The sequence below is a fragment of the Chryseobacterium sp. JV558 genome, assembly GCF_033712365.1.
Classification (GTDB): Bacteria; Bacteroidota; Bacteroidia; order Flavobacteriales; family Weeksellaceae; genus Chryseobacterium.
The window spans coordinates 72,988-91,917 of record NZ_WJHU01000010.1 but is presented as its reverse complement, the minus strand read 5'-3'; the positions used below and the strand labels follow the sequence as shown (position 1 = coordinate 91,917).

Genomic DNA, 18,930 nt, shown 5'->3' with positions numbered 1-18,930 from the left:
GTATTATAATTTTTTTTATTTAGATAGCTCTGTTTACGACAATATATATTTTTGAAGTAACATTTAATTAAAAAAATAAAGATAACAGATATGAATGATTTATTCTATTATAAAAGGAATTAGTCCTGATGTAGTATCTAAATAATTTATTTCTATAAAATATTTTTTTCCTTTTTCAACTAAATAGTTAACTCCTTTAAATGTCAAAAATAAATCTTCTTCTATATTTTCAATTTTTCCTTCTAATATAAAAGTTGCACTTTCCTGTGGTTTGATTTGTGTTATTTCATTATTGAAACTTTTAGTACTCATTAGCTCGACTCCCCTAAAAGTATTTATATTTTTATCACAATCATATATTTGTATACAGTTTCTGGCAAAACTTCCTGTATGATTAGTAAAATCAAATTCTAATGTTATTTCTGAAATATTAGTTACTGTGACTGATAAGAAATAGATATTTTCTCTATATTCTATATTTGCATGTAACTTAAATTTACCCTTATTGATATTCATTTCTTAGTACTTTTTGTATTTGTATTTCTAATATTTCAACCTCTTTTGGGGTTATTTTTAATTGTTTAGCCTCGTTTATAATTCTTATTTTGGCATCAAATTCCCATAAATCTACATTATCATAAATTGTTCCCCCGTTATAATAAACAGTCCCTCTTTCTGTATGTCCTGATAAGTCCTGTAGGGCATGATAGCACTCTTCGTAGAATGTACTTGTATCAGGATTCTCTTTTAAATAAATTACTCGTTTATATTTACCACTACTTAATTGATGAGAAGTGAAGAAGCCTTCTGCATTATTATTATCATATAGTTTTAGATATGCAACACCTGTCCCAATTTCAAAAGTCACTCCTTTTTTCTCTAAATAATCTATCCATGCTTGCATACGTTTTTTAGGCATTGGATTATGATATTCACTTGCAAGTTCATCAAAGGCCTTACTTAATTTTATCTGTAATTCTTTATTGTCAATCTGCAAATTACGCATTTTTTCAATAAAATTTGAAGGTTTATCATTTAAGCTTTTTCCATTATTTCTGACTTCCAAGTTTTCTGTTGGTTCTATTTCTGTTATTTTCTTTGCGTTACTTCCTTTAATGGTTTTTGTATCAGACATCTTACTGTTTTTTGGTGCTTTACCAATAGGCTTGATGTATCCTTCTTTTATTAAATCGTTAATAGATGATGGCAGTTCATACTGAATACCTCCACCTTTTTCTCCAAACCAAGGGATGATTTCTCCTTCACTTACTTGAGGTATATCTTTCAATACTTTATATCTTGTATAAGGTTTACTATCAGTTCCTTTAGATAAAGCTCTGTCTGTATAAGGTGTGCCATCTTTTCCTGCAAAAGTTCCTCTATCCTGGAAGGCTCCGTTTTCATCGATCCATCCACCATATCTGTCAAAAATACTTCCTTCTTTTAAGGTAACCTCTATGGTGCTTGTTGCTCCCCGGTTTGGCGGCCAGTTTCCATTGAGGTTCTTATCCGTAAACAATTGTTCTAATTGTTTCCAGTTTTTATTTTTAAATAAATCATAAGCCTGTTTTGCTATTTCATCAGATGGGAAACCACCCTCAACGGATTTTAAGAATTGATTAAAATCGGGTTGTTTATAAGTATTCTCCAGAGCGTGTACTGCCGGTTTATTGCTAGCTGTAATTTTTGGTGATTTTCCACCTGTTAAATTCTCAGGCGTATCAATAAATTCACTATGCTGCTCCGGATTGTAAGGTTTTTTTGATGTTTGCTTAGATGTTTGTCTTTTTACTTTTGGCAGCTTCTCTAATTCTCCTCCTTTTAAATTTTTACTGCTTAGCATCAACAATCCTGCAGTTAATGTCAATTGCCCTAAAATTTTAACGATAGCATCTATTTTTTCTCCTGTAGTCAGGTTTTTATTATCATGAATATCTTGTATGCTCTCTAAACCTTCAGAGGTAATCATTACTGCTGCAGTGCCATTAAGAGCAAAATCAGTTAGAATGATATAACGCATCCCTGTTGATGATATTTTGATAACAGAAGATACCTTAGCGATGCTGGATAATGAGCCTGCCATTCCCAAAAAGCTGGAGGCAATCATAATAACATCTAAAGCCAGCGTTTCGTTGGTAAGTGTTCCTTTTTCTACCTTATCAATAATGCTGGCTGCTCCGGAAGTGGCACCCGTAGCACCTGCAGCTATAAATAAGTAAGGAGCAATAGGAGCTGCCGGCGTAAATGTGGCTATCAATCCGGCTACTGCCAACCCTAAGGAAGCCCAGCCCGCTCCGGTAGAAAGTGATTCCATGAACGATGCTCCGTCAGTAGTGAAATTCCCTTTTAGAGTAGGATAGCCCAATGTATTGGCCGGAATTTGATAAGCAAGAATACCATCCGGATACGTGTTTTTACTGTCAAATTCTTCAAATAAATCTTTTAAATTGTTTCCTTCATAAGTACGCTGATGCTGTACACCTGGAGTAAGGTCTGTCAGTACATAATTAGCTGGATTTTTTTTGCTTTTTCCTATAAATAAATTGAGTGAAAGCGTTTCTGTAGTTTCCTCATTGATGGCTACTGCATTAATAGCTAATGCTGTTTTGGGAGCAATGGTATTAAAGCTTTTGTCAATGTTTTTCTTATATTCTTGTATATTTTTAAGAGCCTGATAATCATCCTTTGGTAAGATAACCTGTCGATAAGATGCTTCCTGCCCTGTTAGGTTATTATTTTTGTCTAATACCAGACAATGAATGGTATAGACCCCTGTAAGTGAGTTTACAAAAGTAGCTGTTGCCTGCGCAGAATTCATATTCCAGCCATCCCGGCCAAAGTATTCTCCTCTTTTATAACCGTAGACATCGGCATTTTTAGCATATTCTACTCCCATCTCTTTTGGGGTATTGATTTCTGCGAACCAGAAATAATGATGATCTTTAGGAATAGATTGTCCTTTAATCGAATAATACAAATGTGGAATATGATTAGGATAAACACTTCCAACTTCTTCAGGGTTTTTAGATTCGGATTTAATATAGAAATTCGGATTGCTTTTCTGTTCTTTGGATGCTCCTTTTGAAAGATTGAACTCAATAAAGGCTACCTGCTGTCTAAAATCTGAATAATTTTGAATTTTATTCTTTTTTAAATCACCGGCTGCTGCCTCTTCAAGGGTTTTAACCTGATATTCTTTGGTATGAGCTCTGAATTCTTTTGTTATGGTGTTTTCTATGATAAATACAAAAGTATAATTCCCCGGCTTATGCGTATTAATAGAAAATTGGCTGATGACTGTTCCATCTTGTCTGAATGTTTTAGTATCCTTTCTAAAAGGGTATTCAAACAGGTTGTACACTCTGTCATCATTCTGGATCAATACTTTTCGGACAACTTCCGGTTTTTTACTTCCTGCGGTTGTTATAACAGGTGTTTCATATTGATAGGTACAATCAAACTCTATTGGCTGTCCTTCTATTGCGTATTTTGTCTTAGGCTTAATCCATGACCCTTTACCCATTACAATAACTTCCTGCAGCAGCTCGCCTTCGGGGTGTGCCGGCTCTAGCTCCAGTGCTGGCTGTGGTTCTTCATAGTTTGCGTATAATAACCGTATAGCTTTAAATAAGTCTTTATTGCCCAATTCTTCATATAAATCCTGTACTAAGCCTACTTTCCTTTTCGGTTTGTATGTTGTGTCATAATATTGAATAAGCTCGTATCTATCTTCATAAGAAAGTTTTTCTAAAGCTGTAAAAACTTTGTCTTCATCAGTTCCTGCAAAAATCCTAAAGGTTCTATGTTCAAAGGCTTCATATAGCATTCTCGCACGCTCAGAAACAGGAAGCCCAACTTCTTTCTGACTGTTTAATAAATTCAATGCTTCATTCATTTTCAGCAAGGTTTCCCTGTTAACAGCGCCGGAAGCATTAATATTATTCTTGCGTTGAAAATTGATGATCCCTGTCTTTGTTTCATTCCAGAAAAGATTCTTATTTTCAGGTGTTTTATGACCTAATTTATTCAGCGCGTTATGAAGTGTTGAAACATGCTGTCCTTTATCAAATAATTGAATAACAGATGCATTTTTTTCTACTTTTTTAAACGCTCTGTTTTTAAAAGGATCATATGTTATTTGGGTAAATTCTGTTTTTGCGAGAGATATTTTGCTGTCCTGATCGGTGATTTGCTCAGACTTTTCTTTATCCTCTTTATTATTGTTTTTTTGCTTATCGGACCTGCCAGCCCTAGGCGCAAATGTTTTTTTGTGTCTGCTCATGGTATTGGTTATTAGATGAGTTTTTATTATGCTGTGCTAAGGATTTTGTACAAACGGGCTGAGGCGGGATTGATTTTTTCCAAAAGCCTTTTCGTTTTCTATCATTAGATAAGTGCTTATTAATGAGTAAGTAATATGAGTTTCATTGCGGTCATGTAATGCCATCGCTGTATTTTTCATAATGTTTCGGATATTAGCACCAGTATAAGCGTACTCTTTGGTTAAATGTTTTAAAAGCTCGTCGCTTTCAAAAGTTATATTTTGAGGTAGATAATGCTCCCAAAGGGCTTTTCTTGTTGTTTCTGTCGGTCGTATTACATTGACAGAAACATCGATACGGCGCTTGAAAGCATCATCCATATTGTTTTCAAAATTGGAAGCAAGAATTGTTAATCCGTCAAATTTTTCTATTCGCTGCAATAAATACGAAACTTCCTGGTTAGCGTAGCGGTCATGAGCATCTTTTACATCAGAACGTTTTCCAAACAAAGCGTCAGCTTCGTCAAAAAATAACATACAGTTTTTCCCCTGTAGCCTGTTGAATAACACTTCAAGATTTTTCTCAGTTTCACCAATGTATTTGCTTACTACCTGGGAGAGATCTACGTGATACATATCAATACCATATGCATTAGCAAGAATACCGGCCAGCATTGTTTTTCCCGTTCCTGGTGTCCCGTAGAATAAAGCTATGAAGCCGGGTTTAAAGCTATGTTCATTGGTTTTGAAAAAGCCGTTTTCCAATGCTCTAATATAATGTCCGATGGGTTTGATCTGTTCTCTCACATTATCTTCTAAAATAATATCGTCCATAGTGAGATCAGACTTGTAAAGCCTGCCCGGAAAGTAAGAACCATGATCCAGTTGTGGCTTTTGACCTGATAAAAAATAATTGAGATAAGCGGTATCCAATTCAATTTTTCCATGAATAAATTCCGTTGAAGAACGGTTGTAAATAATATCATTTTTCAACAGGACACTGCCATTGATGAGCTGTGCACCATACTGTGACCACAGTGATAAATTCTTACCTGCCAGCAAAAAAAGTGCGGTTTGGAAAGTGGGTTTAAAGCTGCGGCTGATTTTATCATACTCACCACCCGCTTCAATAGCAAATGCATTACTGCTTTCTTCTATCTGCACAAATGTTTTCAGGACAGACGGATAATGAGCCGAAGCAATCCCCAGCGCTAAGATTATTCTGTCCACAACGGCAAGCTGATGGATGTTTACCGTAACCGAATAAGGAGATGGATCGTCTGGTTTTGGAGGTTCAGGTATTTCATAACCAATATTCAATTCTGTCTCATCTTCCAGAAACAATTCTTTGCATCGCTTTTCAATAAGGGATTGTAACCATTTCATTTCTTCATTTAAAGAATGATGATTTACAGTATCGGCTTGAAATACGGGATTGATTACTTCCGTTTTTTCACTAACTTTTGTTTTTATTAATGAAGGGTCTTCATGAGTAATAGGAGATTTCATAATCTTATTTTGAATTAATAGGGTTGCAATAGGAGGATTGCTGATATAAAATCAGCAACTTTAGAGATTGGGAAAGTTTCAGAATATTAGAAAATGTAACCTGTTATTACCAGTTTACAAATATGAATTTTTTCTGCCACGGGAGCTTGACAAGACCAATTCCCCATGAAAGCTTTTCAAGAAGAATATCTTGCGTTTTTCGTTCTACGGTAAGTGTGTAATCAGCGTCAGTAATAACCAATTTCCCCGGCCGTTGGAAAAACTCGTTCTGCAATAATGCAGCAGATGATTTTTTCATGGGAACCCAGTTGTGCTGTACACTTTCTATTACATTTTTAGCTTGTGTTTTATGCTTACGTGAAAGTTTAATATGCCTGTTAATCGTTTGATGCATCGGAATATTACACAGGAATTTTTCAAAAATCATGTCGTACTCAGGAGCATTTGTTTTTCCGGTAGCGATAAAATGCAATAGATGGGCACACAATTCCGGATCCGTGAGTTGTTGAGTTTTTGAATCAATAAGTTCACAATGTTCAAACAGAGTCTTGAGAAATGGATGGATTAAAATAAGCCCTGCATTTTGAATATATTGCCCCTCGTCCTGGAGTACACTTTCCTGAATTATTTCATTTTTTTCCTGAATGGATTCCATTACAGTTTTCACATTTTCAGGTTGATCTGCTATATTCGTTTTTAGGCTTTCTGAAATTTCGTTTTCTGTAATAAAAGGGAATATCTTGACTAGTGTTTTCCTGTTTTGATGATTGCTTTTTGTTGTTGATAAGCCAATCTGTTTTTTTGTTGAAATTTCTTGTAAAAGATACTCCCTGAGATGATTATTGGATGTATTTAAATACTCCGATATCACATTAAAGACCAAACGCCATATCGCAATTCTATCTGTATGGTTCAGTTTCGATAGATGATGTATGGTATCGGTTTCCAGGTTGATGTTCAACTCCTTATTTTTCAAAATTGCCAGGCATAATTGTGCAATTTGTTCATTGGAAAGCTGATTGATAATCCGGTTTCGGACATTTTCTTTTGACAAAGCAGGTATAATACTTTTTTGAAAGTTTCCAGCCGAAATTAGGCGGTCAAAAACCGTTGATTCCAAAATTGCCATACTATTGCTTTCCGAATTCCACCAAGGCATGGTTCCTTTTTCTAAAAAATAGATAAAAGCCCTGATCATTTTTTCCTGATCATCTACCAGATAGGTTTTAGTATCATTTTCTGTTTCCTGGCGGGAAGTTTCTATAAGCTTAGTCATTTCTGACAGTTCTTCTTTAAAAAGTTCAGCTATTTTATCTTTTAACTCAGTATTTAATGCACTGCTTTTGACATCCACATTTAATTCTAAACGAGGAATCTGTAGGGTATGACCGGCTAACTTATGTTCTAAAGTCTTGATTTGCTTTTCTATTTCCGGAAAAACATCAATAGACAAAAAGCTGTTAATATCATCTTTTATACTCAATGCTTTTTCTTTGTTGTTGACGGTGATTTCAACAAAAACTTTTTGAATGATATGATCTTGCTTCACATTAAATAGGTTTACATTATAGAATATCGGGAGTTGTCAGATGGTTTACTTTCGGTCGAACTCTCCACCCCAAAAACCGGCAGGGCAAAGACTTAATTTTGATCTCTGTTTGGCGCTCAATCTGCAGCCGCAGCCTCTGATAAATCCATCTTTTGGACCATCAACCACTTCCAGTGTATCCGGATTGAGCCATTTCATTGCGTTGCAGTTGTTGCCGTTTTTTAAAGGACACGCATTACAAATTTCTTCCCTTAAAGAGAAAATAGCTTCTTCGTTTTGATTGGCTGCACCCAGTTTTGAGCGTAATTCGTTAAAATGACCACCAATGATTTCATTGCGTTTGCTGAAAAGATTTTTAATATTCATATGATTAAAGTTTTTAAAATTATTGGGTCAAAATTAGAAAGAAGAAAAGCCATTTTGCGAATTATGAGGCTGCTCTATTCTGTCTTTGCAGTAAAAGACAAAATCATTTCCTGGTGATGCAGGGTTACAATTTTCAGAAATTGTTGGGTACAAAAAAATCTGATACTCTTAATCAGGAAAGCATATTGTTTTTTTGGAGAATTAATACTTCGGACAATCAATTTTAGTATTTGATTATTTACAATTCAGAAAATACAGGAGCAATAAAAATGACCATTTAATGAATGGACAATCTTATGTTGAAATACGATGCTTTTTAAAAGCAGAATAGCACTTAATTACCAGACTGAAATTTGGCCATAATTAGACAAGGGAAATCTATAGGCTAAAATTTAATTTTTCAATATTGTTTTTAATGTGCTTGTTTTCAGTGTTTTATTGGTGTTGTTTTCAGTTTTTTTTTATAAGAATGAAAATCCTATTTACTGCAAAGACTGTATTGAGACCCCAAAATATTTGTCTTTTGAGGGGGCGTGATTGTATGTTTGCACCATAATAATTAAGAACAGAAATTATGATTAATAAAGTATTAACAGTTTTAAAAAATCAGCTAAATGCTCCGGATGGTTTATGGGATCCCAATGTTCCTGGCGAAATCGAAATTGCTGTTGTTGATGACATCGCAAAACAGGATGAGAACGCTGAAGGAATTATTAACAAAGTAGTAATCAGTCTGCTCAATATTGAGGAAGAATCGACATTGAAAAACAGATCAAGGTATCAGCAGGTTGTGGTAGACAATAATCCAGTCCGATACGATAAGGAAAGTACTCCGGCTTACTTAAACTTATATGTGATGATTGCTGCCAACAGAAGTACATACAGTAAATCTTTATTAAGTATTTCAAAAGTTATTGAGGTATTTCAGGCAAAGAATGTTTTGGAGTACGTGGATCTAAAACCGGAAAATAACTTCAGCTTCAGAATTGAACTGCATTCCATTCCCTTTGAACAGCTAAGCTACGTCTGGGGATTATTAGGCGGAAAAGTAATGCCTTCTGCTTTATATAAAATCAGTGTGATAAAAATTGCAGCTAAGGATGTGCTTCCTGTTAAATTAATTAATGATGTTAATATACAAAGTATTAAAGTTGATTAATCATAAAAACAAAAACTAAAAACTAATAACCCTTTAAATTTTTAAACATGTTAAATCCAGCAACACCAGGTGTTTCTGTTGAAGAAATTACAAAACTTCCATACTCAGTTGCCTACATAGAAACAGCTATGCCAGCGTTTATTGGGTATACCGAATTACTCCCTGCCGGGTATAATGAGCCATTCAGAATCAGTTCTCTTTTAGAATATGAACAGTATTTTGGAACAGCAAAAGAGGAAAATATCCAGCTAAAAGATGTAGAAGGCCAGGGAGCAACTATTGTAGCACCTCAGGTACAGTTTTTAATGTACTACTCGCTGCAAATGTATTTTGCCAATGGCGGCGGACCGTGTTATATCATCTCCGTAGGGGATTATACCTCAGCAGAAGTACAATTATACTCATTAGAAACAGGACTCAATAAAATTGATCATAAAAATATTAAAGAACCGATTCTTATTATTTTCCCTGATGCTGTTTCGTTAACCAATGAATCTGAGTTTTATAATATTTATAATCAGGCCATTGATAAAGCTAAAGATGAGACGAAAAACAGATTTGTTATACTGGATACTTATTATGGTAATTCTGTGACGAAATCAAACAATCTTACCACTATTGAAGCTTTTAGAAATAATATAAGCACAACCAATCATGGGGCAGCTTACTTCCCGCACTTAAAAACCATTTTGAATTATACTTTTGATGAAACTAAAACCCCTATAATACATACCGGTTTACAAAAGGCAGGACAAGACAGTACTCTTTTTTATGCAGGTGAGACCGCTGCGTTAGATGAATTAAAAAGTTTGGCAAGTGCTGAAATCTCAACCGGATCTGCCGATGCTTACGTACTTGCTGATTTATTAGATCAAGCTATTGCGATAGCAGAAGAAGTGAATGACAATGCTGATGCAGGTGACAAAAAGAATGCTTTAACAGTTGCAGTTTCTGAAGCAAAGGTTGTTTTGGAAGCCATTTATGACGGAACAATAGATGATTTTATGATCCCTGATGATTCGGATGAAAACGCCCCTGATTTCACTGGAGAATTTACAGCATTAAAAACTGCAATTCTCGAGGTAAAAGATGAAAAAGGAGACGCAGACGGAATTACGCTTAAAAATTTAGAATCATCTAATTCTGCACTATATAATCAGGTAAAAAAAGAAATACAGTCATTAAAAGTTGTTTTACCACCATCATCAGCAATAGCAGGAGCATATGGTAGAATAGACAGTACAAGAGGGGTGTGGAAAGCTCCGGCAAATATCAATATCAGCCATGTTATTACTCCGACAGAGAAAATTTCCGATCAGGAACAGAATGCTTTAAACATAGATACTTTCGGAAAATCAATCAATGCAATCAGAATTTTTACAGGAAAAGGAACCTTAATCTGGGGAGCCAGAACCCTTGAAGGAAAAGATAAAAATAGTGAAGGGAAAGATAACGAATGGAAGTATGTACATGTACGCCGCTATCATAATATGATCAGACAAGCGATAACAGAAGCTCTCGACAGGTTTATGAATGAGCCTAATATTCCCCACACATGGTTACGCGCAAAAACAATGTTGGAAAATTTTCTTAACCAGCAATGGATGGAAGGTGCATTGGCAGGCAGTACGCCGAAAGAAGCTTACGAAGTAACAGTTAAGGGAGTAGAAGGCACTACTATTATGAATGTTGATCTCAAAATAGCATTAGTGCGTCCTGCAGAGTTTATTGTGCTCAAGTTCTCACACAAATTGCAACAATTCTAAACCATAAAATCAACAAATCAATCACGAATAAATACCCGAAATTCTTCTTCGGGGAATAATTAATATTAACGTAAAATTTTTTAAAAATGAATTACAAAACCCCTGGAGTTTACGTGGAGGAACAAGGAAAATTTCCGCCTTCCGTAGCGCAAGTTGAAACGGCTATCCCTGCTTTTATTGGATATACAGCGGATGGACCGAAAAATAAACCAACGAGAATTGCTTCGATGTTGGAGTATGAACAACTTTTTGGAAAAGCAAATCCGGAAATCTTTGCTGTAGCTTTCAAATCCGGTGTTGCCACAGCAATACAACCTAAAATAAGCGATTTTAAAATGTATTATGCTATGCAAATGTATTTTGCGAATGGCGGTGGGGCCTGCTATATTGTTTCGGTAGGAAGTTACAATGATGAGGTAACTGCTGGAACTTCTACAACAGAAGCCGGAACTTTATTATATGGTCTTGAATTACTAAAAAAAGAAGACGAACCGACTCTTATCGTTTTCCCGGATCTTCAAGGTTTGGTTGCCACTGCTGCTGAAGTTATTGCGGCAGATGATGCTTTTCAAGTTTCCATGGATAATAGGAATGTAGCTGTTGCTGCTGAAGCTGCTGCTAAAGTCGTTTCAAACGCTGTTGACGGTGCTAATGTAACTGCTGCTGTAGCTGCTGCCGTTGCTAAAGCTGCAGATTATGAAGTTACCAATCCTGGAAATCTTAGCGAAGTTGCTGCTGTTAAGGCTGCTCAGGATGTTGTAGCCGCTGTTAAGGTAGCCGCAGCTATTGCCAATGCTACTGTTGCTACTGTTAAAGCTGCTGCTAAAGTTGTTGCAGATGCTTATACTGAAGATCTTGCTACTATTAACATTATTTCTGGCTTTGCTTCTGAAAATGCCGATAATGTTTCTGATGCTAATATAGATTCTTTTATTACTGAGGCCTATTCTGTATACAATAGTGCTTTGAATCAAGCAGAATCTATGAAAGACAGATTCGTTATCATGGATGTTCTTGGAAATGATACTATTTTCAGGAAAGAAGTAAAAGCTAAAGGTTTAAATTATGGAGCGGCTTACCATCCAAAATTAAAAACGGTTTTGAGTTATGATTTTAATGAAGCTAATGTTTTAGTTACGGGCGCAGCTGGTATTAAAAATTTAGCAGAATTGAAATTAAAAAATTCAGAATTATATAACCAGGCTAAAAAAGCAATCGAGTCTAAACAAGTGGTACTGGCTCCATCATCATCAATTGCCGGAGTGTACGCCAAAGTAGACAGTACTGCCGGAGTATGGAAATCTCCAGCTAATTTAGGGCTTAGTCTGGTAGATGTACCTGCAGTAAAAATTTCCAATAAAGAACAGGATCTGCTTAATGTAGATGCTACATCAGGAAAATCAATCAACGCGATCAGAACTTTTGCAGGAAAAGGAACATTGGTTTGGGGCGCAAGAACATTGGACGGAAACAGTAACGAATGGAGATATGTATCTGTACGTAGATTCTTTAATATGGTAGAAGAATCTGTGAAGAAAGCTACAGAACGTTTTGTTTTTGAACCGAATACTGCCAATACATGGACTCGTGTACAGGCAATGATTGAAAATTATCTTGACCAGCAGTGGAGAGACGGTGCATTAGCCGGAAGCAAGCCTGAAGAAGCTTATTATGTAAGCGTTGGTTTGCACAAAACAATGTCAGCTCAGGATATTTTAGAAGGAAGAATGAACATCGAGATCGGTATGGCAGCAGTACGTCCGGCTGAATTTATCGTGTTAAATTTTTCACACAAATTACAGGAAGCATAAAATCAATTAAATAACAATAAAATTAAAAATAAATTATGAGTACATATCCATTAGTAAAGTTTGCCTTTGAAGTAGATTGGGGTGGAACAAAAGTAGGTTTTCAGGAAGTTAGCGGATTAAATGTTGAAGCAGCTTTAATTGAATACAGACATGGTGCAAGCCCTGATTTCAGTAAGATTAAAATGCCTGGGATGAAAAGTTTCAGTAACATCACTTTAAAGAGAGGAACTTTCAAAACAGATAACGAATATTTCGACTGGTTCCAGAGTATTCAGCTAAGTACAGTAGAGCGCAGATCTATTACGATCTCTCTTTTAGATGAAACAGGAGCACCTGCAGTAACCTGGAAAGTGAAAAATGCATTCCCGCTTAAATTACAGTCAACAGATCTGAAAGCTGAAGGTAATGAAGTGGCTATCGAAACCTTAGAAATTGCACACGAAGGATTAACTATTGAAAATAACTAACATTAACTTTAAAATTTAAAAAAATGAATTACAAAACACCTGGAGTTTACGTAGAGGAAATTGCGAAATTCCCACCATCTGTAGCGCAAGTAGAAACAGCTATTCCTGCTTTCATCGGGCATACGGATAAAGGACCAAGAAATGAACCGACAAGAATCTCTTCTATGTTGGAGTACGAAACAATTTTCGGAGGAGCAAAAGATGAAAAAACAGCGTTTTCTGTTACGATTGAAGATACTGTTGTAACTGCAAAAGTAGACAACGCCAAATTAAGTCCTTACAAAATGTCTTATGCTATGCAAATGTATTTTGCTAATGGCGGCGGACCATGTTATATTGTGTCAGTAGCTGATTATGATAAATCTCCCGCATTAGGAACAGAAACAGTTGCCGGAGGTCTATGGTTCGGATTAAAATCATTGGAAAAAGAAGATGAGCCAACACTTATTGTTTTCCCGGATGCAGAAGTTTTAGGAGCGGATGCTTACGAATTATACAATAAAGCTTTGGATCAGGCAGAAGATTTGAAAGACAGATTCGTTATTATGGATGTCTTTGCTGATGCTGCTGCTTTCAGAGCCGGAGTAGATGCTGCAGGATTAAAATATGGAGCTGCCTATTATCCAAAATTAGAAACAGTGTTAAGCTATAGCTTTGATGATAAAGATGTTAAAATCGATAGCTATAAAGAAAAAAATATTTCTGGAGAACTTGTAGTTGTTTCAATGCCTGAAAATGGAAATAATCTAGCATGGCTGAAATCAAAAAGTTCAGCGCTGTATAACCAGGCTAAAAAAGAAATTGAATCTAAAAGAGTAGTATTGGCTCCATCATCATCAATTGCCGGAATTTATGCCAAAGTAGACAGTACTTCAGGAGTATGGAAAGCACCAGCCAACTTAGCAATCAGCAACGTACTGGCACCTGTTGTAAAAATTTCCAATGAAGTGCAGGACGGTCTTAACGTAGATGCAGTAGCAGGAAAATCAATCAACGCGATCAGAACTTTTACAGGAAAAGGAACATTAGTTTGGGGAGCAAGAACATTAGACGGAAACAGTAACGAATGGAGATATGTACCTGTACGTCGTTTCTTCAACATGGTAGAAGAATCTGTGAAGAAAGCGACAGAACGTTTCGTTTTTGAACCGAATACTGCAAATACATGGGTTCGTGTACAGGCAATGATCGAAAATTTCCTTGATCAGCAGTGGAGAGACGGTGCATTAGCAGGAAGCAAGCCGGAAGAAGCTTATTACGTAAGCGTAGGTTTACACAAAACAATGTCAGCTCAGGATATCCTAGAAGGAAGAATGATTATTGAAGTCGGTATGGCTGCAGTACGTCCAGCTGAATTTATCGTACTACGTTTTTCACACAAATTACAGGAAGCATAAGCTAAATTAAATAACAACTAAAAATAAATACATTATGAGTACATATCCATTAGTAAAGTTTGCCTTTGAAGTAGATTGGGGCGGAACAAAAGTAGGTTTTCAGGAAGTCAGCGGTTTAAATGTTGAGGCAGCTTTAATTGAATACAGACATGGTGCAAGCCCTGATTTCAGTAAGATTAAAATGCCTGGGATGAAAAGTTTCAGTAACATCACTTTAAAAAGAGGAACTTTCAAAACAGATAACGAATATTTCGACTGGTTCCAGAGTATTCAGCTAAGCACAGTAGAGCGCAGATCTATTACAATTTCTCTTTTAGATGAAACAGGAGCGCCTGCAGTAACGTGGAAAGTGAAAAATGCATTCCCGCTTAAATTACAGTCAACAGATCTGAAAGCTGAAGGTAACGAAGTGGCTATTGAAACGCTGGAAATTGCACACGAAGGATTAACTATTGAAAATAACTAATCATGGCTCTTTTATATCCTCCAACCAGTTTCTCTTTTATTGTTAATGGGATCTCAACTACAGAGGGTATTGACTCCAGATTTCAATCTATATCCGGTTTATCAACAGAAATTGGAACTGAAGAATATGCTGAAGGTGGCGAAAATAGGTTTACCCATCAGCTTCCTTTGAGACCGAAATATCCTAATTTAGTTCTTAAGCGTGGGTTAATCGTAAGTTCCGGATTGATAAGCTGGTGCAGAAATGCGATGGAAAACTTCCAGTTTGAACCCAGAGACCTGATCATTACTCTTTCAGGAGGCATTCAGTCTACAGCACCCTTAATGGTTTGGAATGTAGTTGGAGCATACCCCGTAAGATGGGAAGTGTCAGAATTCAACGCAGAAGAAAGCAAACTTGCTATTGAAACAATAGAACTGAAATATAGATATTTCACAATACCCTCATCGTTAGCAAGCTTAGGCTTGTAATTTCTAAATCAAATCTAAGCACCTGAACGTGTGTTAGTTTAAAGATAAATTTTACCCAAATCTTTTTTCATAAAAAATAACAGATTGGTCTATAACAGAGACTGAACACACCCTTCATGTGCTTTGATTTTTAAAAACAAACATGTTAAATCATTGGTTATTAGTGTTTTGAATATTAATGATCGATTAAAAAACAAACGAAATGCCAATAGAAATAAAAGAGCTTCACATTAAAATAAATGTGGACGAAAAAGCAGCAGCTACAACAACTGCCGTATCGGTAGATGAAGCATTGCTCATGCGTGCCATCAGTGAAAGTGTAGAGCAGGCAGCAAAGATAGAACAACGTAAAAAAGAAAGATAATGAGAGGAGCAATTCAAAAACTGACTATCGGAACATACGAAAATTCTGATTATGACAAAAGAGTTCAGAGCGGTGCTTTTAAAGCTTTTATCAATCCCACAGGTTTTTCAATGACCTATAAAACGAAATATAATGCAGACCAGGCAGATGGTAATTCTAAACCTAATTTAGGATATACCTCATCAGCATCACCTGATTTACAATTAGAATTTCTATTTGATGGGACAGGAGTTACAGAAGCGAATTCCGGTATTAAACTGATCAATAAAATTAAAGGAAAATCATTTGCGAAAACAGCGGTAACAAAACAGATTAAAGATTTTTATAAGGCGACAGGTGAGCTCGAAGGCTCTATTCATAAACCCTATAATGTTATCCTTAATTGGGGAAGTTTTGAATTTAAAGGAGTGCTTTCTGAACTAACGATAGAATATAAGTTATTTGACAACGAAGGCCAGCCATTAAGAGCTATAGGAAAGGCAACATTCAGTGAATCAACAAGTCCGAAGCTTGCCGGTAAAATCGAAAAACTGGAATCACCGGATCTTACCCATAAAAGAACAGTACAAGCCGGCGATACACTGCCATTAATGACCGAAAGAATTTATGGAGATTCCAAATACTATCTGGAGGTAGCTAAAGTGAATAACCTTGTTAATTTCAGACAGTTAAAACCAGGTCAGGAATTATTCTTTCCGCCATTAGAAAAAGTTTCATAATATGAATAATAGCGGATACATACAAACAGCAAAAAATCCAGATTTAGTCACCCATAAGGTGATGTCTGGAGGAACAGAACTGCCGGGGAAATACGGGGTGAAAAGCATTGTCGTAGAAAAAGAAGTCAACAGAATTCCTTATGCACGCATTGTTATTTTAGACGGAAGTGTGCCGGAGCAGGATTTCAAGCTCAGTAATGAAGATCTGTTAATTCCTGGAAAAGAAATTGAGATTACCGCCGGATACCATTCCGAAGAAGAAACCATCTTTAAAGGAGTTGTGGTAAAGCACAACATAAAAATCAGAAACGGTTCTTCTTACCTCATTATAGAATGCAGAGATAAGGCTGTGAAAATGACCTTAGGAAGAAAAAGTAAGTACTTCTACGAAAGCACGGACAGTGATGTCATGGAAGAACTCATTAGTAATAACGGGCTTACTGCCGATGTGGAAGCTACATCAAATTCACACAAGGAATTGGTGCAGTATCAGGCTTCTGATTGGGATTTTATGCTTACCAGAGCGCAGGCAAACGGCAAACTTTGTTTCGTTGAAGATGGAACTATTAAAATTACTAAACCTGATTTTAGCGCTGAAACTGTAGAAACAGTGGTTTACGGATCATCCGTCCATGAATTTGACGGAGAAATTGACGCCAGAGACCAATTTAGTAAAATTACCGCCAAAACATGGAGCTATACCGATCAGGAACTGACAGAAGTGGAAGCTCAGGATCCAGCAATTAAGCTTAATGGAAACCTTTCATCAGGTGATTTGGCAGATGTCTTCGGAATTGAAGACCTGCAGCTTAAGCATGGTGGAAATCTTACTCAAAGTGAGCTGCAGGAATGGAGTGATGCCAAAGCAACTTTCCAGCAACTAGCCAAAACAAGAGGAAGAGTACGATTTCAGGGAATCCCGGCTGCCAAACCAGGAGTTTCGTTAACCCTGCAAGGAGTAGGAAACCGATTCAACGGGAAAATATACGTAACCGGTGTCCGCCATGAAATCGCCGAAGGAAATTGGCTTGTGGATGCTCAATTCGGACTTTCTCCAATATGGTTCTCCGAAACTTATGATGTAAGTGAGAAGCCCGGTTCAGGAATTATGCCTGCCATAAGCGGATTGCATGTGGGTGTAGTATCACAACTGGAATCAGATCCGGATGGAGAAGACAGAATTCTGGTACAGATTCCCATCATTAATAGCGAGGAAGAAGGAATTTGGGCACGTATTGCCACCCTTGATGCCGGTGAAAACAGAGGATCGTTCTTCAGACCTGAAATCGGAGATGAGGTTATCATCGGATTTATTAATGATGATCCCAATGATGCCGTTGTACTTGGAATGCTGAACAGCAGTGCCAAACCAGCGCCTATTGTAGCTTCTGACGATAATCACGAAAAAGGATTTGTTACCCGAAGCGAAATGAAAATGATCTTTAATGACGACAAAATTTCGTACACACTGGAAACACCAAAAGGTAAAAAAGTGATTGTAGACGAAGATGCAGATGTCATTACAATAAAAGATGAGCATTCTAATACACTTACCCTTAATAAAGACGGTATCAGTATGGAAAGCGGAAAAGATATCAAGATCAAAGCAAAAGGAGACATTAATATGGAAGGAACCAATATCAATGTAAAAGCAAGTGCTCAATTCAAAGCAGAAGGAAGTTCCGGTTCAGAGCTTAAATCAGGAGCCGTAACAGTAGTAAAAGGATCTCAAGTTAAAATTAATTAATAATCATGAAACCGGCAGCAAGAATTACAGATATGCATACCTGTCCTATGGTAACGGGAACTGTTCCCCATGTAGGAGGCCCTATAATTCCGGCAGGAGAACCCACGGTGCTTATCGGCGGAATGCCTGCAGCAAGACAAGGAGACAAAGCAGTATGTACCGGACCTCCGGACACCATTGCATCAGGATCTTCAAGTGTTTTAATAGGTGGGAAACCTGCTGCAAGAATGGGTGATTCTACCGCTCATGGAGGAGTGATAACCGCGGGTGAAGCTACTGTTTTAATTGGCGGATAATATTGAAGGGTGCTTTTAATACAATCATAAGCTACCCTATAAATAAGATCTGACTAAAAATAAAAAAGTAAAACATCAATAACAAAGCGGTTAGAATAACCAAAACTCTATGCTACAGATGCAGGATGTGAACATTCAATATAACAAATTAACGTATGAAAATAAATACAGATTTTTTAGGAACAGGCTGGAGTTTTCCGCCTGAGTTTAACGAAACTGAAGGAAAACTGGCCATGACCACAGATGTGGAAGACATCAATAACAGCCTTAAGATTTTATTGTCAACACGCCCTGGCGAACGGGTCATGTTCCCAAATTACGGGTGTGACTTGCAGGATATGCTCTTTAAACCTCTGGACTTAACGCTGATTACCCAAATGAAAGGAATCGTTGAACGTGCTATTTTATATCATGAACCCAGAATCAACATTCTAAGTATTGAAATTGATACCCAGGAAGAGCTTGAGGGAGAAGTTTTGATACAGGTTGACTACGAAGTAAGAAATACTAATACAAGAAGCAATATGGTTTTCCCTTTTTACAAAGGAGAAGCTACCGAAATATAATGAATTACGGGATGTCT

17 protein-coding genes are annotated in these 18,930 nt (G+C 36.6%); 12 read left to right on the top strand and 5 right to left on the bottom strand.

Annotated features, from left to right (window positions below; translation table 11 throughout):
- Positions 1-99 precede the first annotated feature (99 nt).
- From GFU89_RS22000 to GFU89_RS21980, 5 genes are all read right to left on the bottom strand, one after another.
- Positions 100-516 carry a hypothetical protein gene (locus GFU89_RS22000; protein ID WP_253316747.1) on the bottom strand — a complete coding sequence of 139 codons (417 nt, stop codon included), beginning with the start codon at positions 514-516 and terminating at the stop codon, positions 100-102.
- The gene (locus GFU89_RS21995; protein WP_318849163.1) at positions 503-4,282 is read right to left on the bottom strand and encodes a glycohydrolase toxin TNT-related protein; all 3,780 of its coding nucleotides are present in this window, start codon (positions 4,280-4,282) and stop codon (positions 503-505) included. The genes GFU89_RS22000 and GFU89_RS21995 overlap by 14 nt, the downstream gene beginning before the upstream one ends.
- 36 nt (positions 4,283-4,318) lie before the next feature.
- Positions 4,319-5,770, bottom strand: a complete 1,452-nt coding sequence (locus GFU89_RS21990; protein WP_318849162.1) for an ATP-binding protein — start codon at positions 5,768-5,770, stop codon at positions 4,319-4,321.
- Between the two features lie 106 nt (positions 5,771-5,876).
- On the bottom strand, positions 5,877-7,319 hold the full coding sequence (locus GFU89_RS21985; protein WP_318849161.1) for a contractile injection system tape measure protein: 1,443 nt from the start codon (positions 7,317-7,319) through the stop codon (positions 5,877-5,879).
- 45 nt (positions 7,320-7,364) lie between these two features.
- A complete protein-coding gene (locus GFU89_RS21980) occupies positions 7,365-7,685 on the bottom strand; it encodes a hypothetical protein (protein ID WP_318849160.1) in 321 nt (106 codons plus the stop codon).
- A gap of 574 nt (positions 7,686-8,259) precedes the next feature.
- On the opposite strand from GFU89_RS21980, the gene GFU89_RS21975 reads away from it, so the two are divergent.
- The 12 genes from GFU89_RS21975 to GFU89_RS21920 all read left to right on the top strand — a co-directional run bounded on the left by GFU89_RS21975 (position 8,260) and on the right by GFU89_RS21920 (position 18,913).
- Positions 8,260-8,844, top strand: a complete 585-nt coding sequence (locus tag GFU89_RS21975; protein WP_318849159.1) for a DUF4255 domain-containing protein — start codon at positions 8,260-8,262, stop codon at positions 8,842-8,844.
- Positions 8,845-8,891: 47 nt separating this feature from the next.
- Complete coding sequence (locus tag GFU89_RS21970) at positions 8,892-10,610, top strand: phage tail sheath family protein (RefSeq protein WP_318849158.1); 1,719 nt, start codon at positions 8,892-8,894, stop codon at positions 10,608-10,610.
- An 86-nt stretch (positions 10,611-10,696) separates the two neighbouring features.
- Positions 10,697-12,421 (top strand): phage tail sheath family protein, encoded by a 1,725-nt coding sequence (locus tag GFU89_RS21965; RefSeq protein ID WP_318849157.1) that lies wholly within the window; start codon positions 10,697-10,699, stop codon positions 12,419-12,421.
- A 35-nt stretch (positions 12,422-12,456) separates the two neighbouring features.
- On the top strand, positions 12,457-12,888 hold the full coding sequence (locus GFU89_RS21960) for a phage tail protein (protein WP_047378138.1): 432 nt from the start codon (positions 12,457-12,459) through the stop codon (positions 12,886-12,888).
- A gap of 23 nt (positions 12,889-12,911) precedes the next feature.
- Entirely contained in the window at positions 12,912-14,285 is a 1,374-nt protein-coding gene (locus tag GFU89_RS21955; RefSeq protein ID WP_318849156.1) for a phage tail sheath family protein, read from the top strand.
- 34 nt (positions 14,286-14,319) lie between these two features.
- Positions 14,320-14,751: a phage tail protein gene (locus GFU89_RS21950; RefSeq protein ID WP_047378138.1), complete on the top strand. Its 432-nt coding sequence runs from the start codon at positions 14,320-14,322 to the stop codon at positions 14,749-14,751.
- Between the two features lie 2 nt (positions 14,752-14,753).
- The gene (locus GFU89_RS21945; RefSeq protein ID WP_318849155.1) at positions 14,754-15,221 is read left to right on the top strand and encodes a phage tail protein; all 468 of its coding nucleotides are present in this window, start codon (positions 14,754-14,756) and stop codon (positions 15,219-15,221) included.
- Positions 15,222-15,423: 202 nt separating this feature from the next.
- Entirely contained in the window at positions 15,424-15,585 is a 162-nt protein-coding gene (locus GFU89_RS21940; RefSeq protein ID WP_318849154.1) for a DUF5908 family protein, read from the top strand.
- Positions 15,585-16,304 carry a LysM peptidoglycan-binding domain-containing protein gene (locus tag GFU89_RS21935; RefSeq protein ID WP_318849153.1) on the top strand — a complete coding sequence of 240 codons (720 nt, stop codon included), beginning with the start codon at positions 15,585-15,587 and terminating at the stop codon, positions 16,302-16,304. Before GFU89_RS21940 ends, GFU89_RS21935 begins: the two co-directional genes overlap by 1 nt.
- Before the next feature lies 1 nt (position 16,305).
- On the top strand, positions 16,306-18,051 hold the full coding sequence (gene vgrG, locus GFU89_RS21930) for a type VI secretion system tip protein VgrG (RefSeq protein ID WP_318849152.1): 1,746 nt from the start codon (positions 16,306-16,308) through the stop codon (positions 18,049-18,051).
- A gap of 5 nt (positions 18,052-18,056) precedes the next feature.
- On the top strand, positions 18,057-18,347 hold the full coding sequence (locus GFU89_RS21925; RefSeq protein ID WP_318849151.1) for a PAAR domain-containing protein: 291 nt from the start codon (positions 18,057-18,059) through the stop codon (positions 18,345-18,347).
- Between the two features lie 155 nt (positions 18,348-18,502).
- The gene (locus tag GFU89_RS21920; RefSeq protein ID WP_318849150.1) at positions 18,503-18,913 is read left to right on the top strand and encodes a GPW/gp25 family protein; all 411 of its coding nucleotides are present in this window, start codon (positions 18,503-18,505) and stop codon (positions 18,911-18,913) included.
- Positions 18,914-18,930: the final 17 nt, after the last annotated feature.

Excerpts from the sequence above, each read along its gene's own strand:
- GFU89_RS21945 (WP_318849155.1), top strand. The coding sequence starts at position 14,754 with ATGGCTCTTTTATATCCTCCAACCAGTTTCTCTTTTATTGTTAATGGG.
- vgrG (WP_318849152.1), top strand. The coding sequence starts at position 16,306 with ATGAATAATAGCGGATACATACAAACAGCAAAAAATCCAGATTTAGTC.
- GFU89_RS21920 (WP_318849150.1), top strand. The coding sequence starts at position 18,503 with ATGAAAATAAATACAGATTTTTTAGGAACAGGCTGGAGTTTTCCGCCT.
- GFU89_RS21990 (WP_318849162.1), bottom strand. The coding sequence starts at position 5,770 with ATGAAATCTCCTATTACTCATGAAGACCCTTCATTAATAAAAACAAAA.
- GFU89_RS21950 (WP_047378138.1), top strand. The coding sequence starts at position 14,320 with ATGAGTACATATCCATTAGTAAAGTTTGCCTTTGAAGTAGATTGGGGC.
- GFU89_RS21925 (WP_318849151.1), top strand. The coding sequence starts at position 18,057 with ATGAAACCGGCAGCAAGAATTACAGATATGCATACCTGTCCTATGGTA.
- GFU89_RS21970 (WP_318849158.1), top strand. The coding sequence starts at position 8,892 with ATGTTAAATCCAGCAACACCAGGTGTTTCTGTTGAAGAAATTACAAAA.
- GFU89_RS22000 (WP_253316747.1), bottom strand. The coding sequence starts at position 516 with ATGAATATCAATAAGGGTAAATTTAAGTTACATGCAAATATAGAATAT.
- GFU89_RS21965 (WP_318849157.1), top strand. The coding sequence starts at position 10,697 with ATGAATTACAAAACCCCTGGAGTTTACGTGGAGGAACAAGGAAAATTT.
- GFU89_RS21960 (WP_047378138.1), top strand. The coding sequence starts at position 12,457 with ATGAGTACATATCCATTAGTAAAGTTTGCCTTTGAAGTAGATTGGGGT.
- GFU89_RS21995 (WP_318849163.1), bottom strand. The coding sequence starts at position 4,282 with ATGAGCAGACACAAAAAAACATTTGCGCCTAGGGCTGGCAGGTCCGAT.
- GFU89_RS21935 (WP_318849153.1), top strand. The coding sequence starts at position 15,585 with ATGAGAGGAGCAATTCAAAAACTGACTATCGGAACATACGAAAATTCT.
- GFU89_RS21940 (WP_318849154.1), top strand. The coding sequence starts at position 15,424 with ATGCCAATAGAAATAAAAGAGCTTCACATTAAAATAAATGTGGACGAA.
- GFU89_RS21975 (WP_318849159.1), top strand. The coding sequence starts at position 8,260 with ATGATTAATAAAGTATTAACAGTTTTAAAAAATCAGCTAAATGCTCCG.
- GFU89_RS21955 (WP_318849156.1), top strand. The coding sequence starts at position 12,912 with ATGAATTACAAAACACCTGGAGTTTACGTAGAGGAAATTGCGAAATTC.
- GFU89_RS21980 (WP_318849160.1), bottom strand. The coding sequence starts at position 7,685 with ATGAATATTAAAAATCTTTTCAGCAAACGCAATGAAATCATTGGTGGT.